The sequence below is a fragment of the Halorubrum sp. AJ67 genome (genome assembly GCF_000513435.1).
Genome location: NZ_CBVY010000024.1, coordinates 6,901 through 11,188, shown reverse-complemented (window position 1 = coordinate 11,188; position 4,288 = coordinate 6,901). Strand labels below are relative to the sequence as shown.

Genomic DNA, 4,288 nt, shown 5'->3' with positions numbered 1-4,288 from the left:
CCTATCCCCTGTGTGCCTTGCCTCCCACGACTGCGATCTCGCCGGGCTGGAGGGGGTACGTCGCGGTCGCGTCCGCGTCGAACTCCTCGCGGGCGCGCTCGATGACGGCCTGTTCGTCCGCGCGCTTCCCCTCGAAGAACGGGTCCTCACACACCGACTCGGGGAGGTAGCCGTTGAGTATCAGCAGCTGCGACTCGATGCCGAGTTCGGCGAGGTCGCCCGCGCTGCGTTCGATCTCGTCGATCGAGGAGTCCTCGGGCTTGCCGACGAACGCGAACGCGGTGCGCTCGCCGTCTTGGAGCGTATCGATCGCGCGCTCGTAGTCCTGCTTGCGCTCTTCCATCGAGGCGGCCGGCCCGATACAGGTCGACCCGCCCTTCTCAAGTTCCGCGTTCCAGTCGGAGGGGAGCTCCATCAGTCGGATGGTGTGGCCCGTCGGAGCCGTGTCGAAGACGACGACATCGTACTCCGGGCTGTCCATGAAGTCGACGAAGTTGTCGAAGGCGGCGATCTCCTCGACGCACGGGCTGTTGAGCTGCTCTTCGACCGTCCGGATCTCCTCCTCGCCGAGCAGTTCGCGCATCGGCTCGATCGTCTCCTGTCGGTACTCCTCGGCGGCGGTGTCGGGGTCGATCTCGATCGCGGAGAGGTTCTCGATCCCGTCGATCGCGGTGACCTCGTGGCCGATCGACTGGCCGAAGATGTCCGAGAGGTTCGGCGCGGGGTCGGTCGTGACGAGGAGCGTCTCGTAGTCGTTGTCGGCGAGCCACGTCGCGGTCGCACAGCTCACCGTGCTCTTGCCGACGCCGCCCTTCCCGCTGAAGAAGACGAACTCGGTCTCCTCGCCGCTCGGTTCCACTCTCTCCCGCGCGCTCGTCGACCGTTTCGCTCCTGACTGTGCCATCTGTCAGGCCTCCTGAGGCGTCGCGCCCTCGCCGATCGCGGCGGTCAGTTCGTCGTACGAGAGGTACTCGCCTTCGGCGACGATCTCGTCATCGACGACCGTGATCGGGAGGACCGACGGGCCGTTCTCCTGAACGCGGTCGTAGATCCGCTGGGTTTCGAGGAACTGGTCGATGTTGTGTTGCATGTTCGCCCGACTGACATCGAGGTCGTCGAACGCGTCCTCGAGCTGGTCGAGCGCGGCGCTGACCTCGACGAGCTCCTCGTCGGGGTCGGGACCGCAGACGCCGGTGGAGCAACACATCGCTTCTTCATACAGGGTGAGTTCGGTCATGGTGGAGTCGAATCCGTGTCGTCTGAGCCGTCGTTCACAGCGAGACGCGACGATGGTGCGCCTACTGTGATCGGTTCATTTGAACAAACTCTCATACAATTATAAGCTCTTCGGTCGGACCCCTCCGCGTCGGTCGCGCGGTCGAAAGCTCGGAACGGTCGAGGCCCGGGAACGGACAGGAGACCCGATCAGCCGACGAATCCGTCGGTGACCCACGATCCCGGTTCGTCGGGACACGTCGCGGACCGACAGTCCGTCGCCGGGCCGCTCACGAGGACGAACGCGCTCTCGGCGTCCCCGTTCCGTATCTGTCGCGTCGCCGTCGGCGGGATCCAGACGGCGTCGCCGGTCTCGAGATCGATAGGTTCGTCGTCGATAACGACGGTCGCTTCTCCTTCCAAGAGGACGTAGATCTCCTCGTGATCCTCCGCGGCGTGGTCGTGCGGCTTGCTCCGCCAGCCGGGCTCGCAGCGGGCGATCGACACGCCGACCCGCTCGCTGTCGAGCGAGTCCGTGAGCGGTCGCATCGCGCCCGAAACCGGCTCGATATCGGTGTAGTTGACCCGCTCGTACGATTCTGTCACACCCGACACCCCGCGTTCGCGACGAGGGGATCGGTCGCGACTGCGGTCGCGCTCGCCGGCACGCTCGACCTCGATCCGGCGGTCCCCGCGCGGAAGATCGCATCTCTCATACGACACAATAGCTGAAGAGTTGCTATATCGTTTTCGCCGATAGTCGAGATCGTAAAAGCGGACGGTCCGCAACGCTTAATCCCGAATCGACTCAATCGTGCCGTATGTCATCGACCGATCGGCTCCAGCGGTACGTCGCCGACGAGTGCGGCTCCTGTACGGACGAGGAGCTCTCTAAGCGGCTCGCGGAGTTGGAAGCGCTGAACGACTCCGTCGGCGGGTCGGACTTGGAGACCGACGTGGATCTGCTGTCGGCGCTCGCGAACGAGACGCGGTACAAGATCGTCCGCATGCTCCACGCGGCCGACGACGACGAGCTGTGCGTCTGCGAGCTCTCGCCGCTGCTGGACGTGAGCGACAGCGCGATCAGTCACGCCCTCTCGAAGCTCACCGACGCCGGCCTCGTCACGCGCCGGAAGGAGGGGAAGTGGCGGATGTACCGCGCCACGCCGCGCGCGAACGCGGTCCTCGTCGCGCTCGACGGCTCGCGGTCGCTGTAGAAACGGACGCTCGCCGGCTCAGAGCAGACCGGCGAAGACGGTGTTGAACAGCACACCAACCGTGATCCCGATCGTCACGACCGTCGTCGCGTAGATCGCGAGCAGCCGCCGTTCGAACAGCTTGTTCAACAAGATTAGGTTCGGGATACTGATCCCTGCCCCGCCGATGACGAACGCGATCACCGTCCCGATCGGGATCCCCGCCTCGGTGAGCGAGTGCGCGATCGGGAGCATTCCGCTGAGGCTCACGTAGATCGGTGCGCCGGCGAGCGCGGCGATCGGCGTCGCGAGCGGGTTCCCCGGGCCGGCGATCCGCTGGAGGAACTCCGCGGGCACTGCCCCGTGGATCAGCGCGCCGATCGCGATGCCGACGGCGATGTAGGGGAGCGTGTCGCGGAAGAAGGAGAGTGCGCCCTCCCCGGCCGCGGTCACGCGTTCCTTGTGGGTCCAATTCGTCGCGGTCGTCCCGCACTCGCTACAGCCGGACGCGGCGTCGGCCGCCTTCGAGGCGTCCGAAGGAGCCGCTCCGCCGTCGGTCGCGATCTCGCGGCCGCCCGCCGTGATACGGACGTCTTTGATGTACTCGTCGAGATCGAGCGTGCCGATGATCAGGCCCGCGACGATCGCCGCGAGCAGCGCGGTCGTTACGTACGCGACGGTGACACCGGTCCCAAACAGCCCGAACAGCAGGAACACGGCGATCCAGTTGACGATCGGGGACGCGAGCAGGAACGAGAAGGCCATGCCCGTCGGCGCCCCGGCGCCCAACAGGCCGGCCAACACGGGAACGGTCGAACACGAGCAGAACGGCGTCACCGCGCCGAGGCCCGCCGCGAGGACGTTCCCGCTGCCGTGATCGCGCGCCCGGAGCATCTCCTCGACGCGCTCCGGGGGGAGATACTCCTGTGCGAGCCCGACGAGGAACGATGCGCCGATGAAAAGCGGCGTAAGGACTATCGCGAGGTGAACGAAGTAGTCCCACGAGTCGAGCAGCGCCGCCTCGGTGCCCGGCGGGATCATCTGTCCTCACCCAGCGCCGCGGCCAGGTCGAGCAGCTGGAGGCTCGCCGTGTCCGCGATCCGATAGTACGTCCACTTCCCCTCCTTACGCGTGTTGACGATCCCCGCGTCACGGAGCTTCCGGAGGTGTGAGGCGACCGTCGACTGCGGTGCGTCTAACACGGTCTCTAGCTCGCAGGCACAGAGTTCGCCCTCCCGGAGCGCGTGGACGATTCGCAGCCGCTTTGCGTTGGCCAGCGCTTTGAACGACGACAGCTCCGCGTCGAGGGTCGTCTCCCCGACCCGGCGGGTCGCGGGGAACGGCCCCTCACAGCATGCGTCTCCCTCGATCCGCCTGAGTGTCCCGCTCGCGGATTCGGAGTCTGCGTCGGTCGAGGTGTTCGGTTGATTGGACATTCTCGATTTCTCGTTATTCGGTCGCCGTCCGTTCCGACGGCGCTTCCTCGTCGTTTTCGGCGTCTATCTCCTCTATCTGAACGTCGCAGCAGCTCCCGTCGTCCGAATCGGTCCCGAAGAGCCGATCGAGTATCGTCATATCTATCGATATATCTCGATTTGACTTAATCTTTCTGATCGATTGAGTATCTGCTCAGATATCTCAAAGTCCCTTGAACCAGTCCGAAAACTAGTGAAACGCCACTGAATCGGTTCCCGAACTCGAGAGTATCGGACAGGTCAAAACGAGACGGCTCGATACGAGGTCATATCATTCGGCGGTCTTCCCGCCACCGCTCTCGCCGATCCCCAGCGCCTCCAGTTCCTCCGGGTCCCCGTCGCGCGAAAGTGACGCGGGGACGACGGCCGAGACGCCCTTCACCGTCCGAATGCCCTCGATAC

At 65.2% G+C, this 4,288-nt stretch carries 6 protein-coding genes; 1 reads left to right on the top strand and 5 read right to left on the bottom strand.

Annotated elements, in window-relative coordinates; all coding sequences use genetic code 11:
- Nucleotides 1-907 precede the first annotated feature (907 nt).
- Together arsD and BN903_RS14125 are read right to left on the bottom strand one after the other, a co-directional pair.
- Nucleotides 908-1,237 (bottom strand): arsenite efflux transporter metallochaperone ArsD, encoded by a 330-nt coding sequence (gene arsD, locus BN903_RS14130; RefSeq protein ID WP_048078340.1) that lies wholly within the window; start codon nucleotides 1,235-1,237, stop codon nucleotides 908-910.
- A 188-nt stretch (nucleotides 1,238-1,425) separates the two neighbouring features.
- Nucleotides 1,426-1,764 carry a cupin domain-containing protein gene (locus BN903_RS14125; RefSeq protein ID WP_048078349.1) on the bottom strand — a complete coding sequence of 113 codons (339 nt, stop codon included), beginning with the start codon at nucleotides 1,762-1,764 and terminating at the stop codon, nucleotides 1,426-1,428.
- Nucleotides 1,765-2,036: 272 nt separating this feature from the next.
- Between BN903_RS14125 and BN903_RS14120 the strand changes: the two genes are divergently transcribed.
- Entirely contained in the window at nucleotides 2,037-2,432 is a 396-nt protein-coding gene (locus BN903_RS14120) for a metalloregulator ArsR/SmtB family transcription factor (RefSeq protein ID WP_048078339.1), read from the top strand.
- A gap of 18 nt (nucleotides 2,433-2,450) precedes the next feature.
- Here BN903_RS14120 and BN903_RS14115 read toward each other — a convergent pair whose 3' ends face one another.
- From BN903_RS14115 to BN903_RS18380, 3 genes are read right to left on the bottom strand one after another with little or no spacing between them, the layout of a single operon-like run.
- Nucleotides 2,451-3,452: a permease gene (locus tag BN903_RS14115; RefSeq protein ID WP_048078338.1), complete on the bottom strand. Its 1,002-nt coding sequence runs from the start codon at nucleotides 3,450-3,452 to the stop codon at nucleotides 2,451-2,453.
- Complete coding sequence (locus BN903_RS14110; RefSeq protein ID WP_048078337.1) at nucleotides 3,449-3,847, bottom strand: metalloregulator ArsR/SmtB family transcription factor; 399 nt, start codon at nucleotides 3,845-3,847, stop codon at nucleotides 3,449-3,451. Before BN903_RS14110 ends, BN903_RS14115 begins: the two co-directional genes overlap by 4 nt.
- A 13-nt stretch (nucleotides 3,848-3,860) precedes the next feature.
- Nucleotides 3,861-3,986 carry a hypothetical protein gene (locus BN903_RS18380; RefSeq protein ID WP_255331293.1) on the bottom strand — a complete coding sequence of 42 codons (126 nt, stop codon included), beginning with the start codon at nucleotides 3,984-3,986 and terminating at the stop codon, nucleotides 3,861-3,863.
- Between the last annotated feature and the right edge of the window lie 302 nt (nucleotides 3,987-4,288).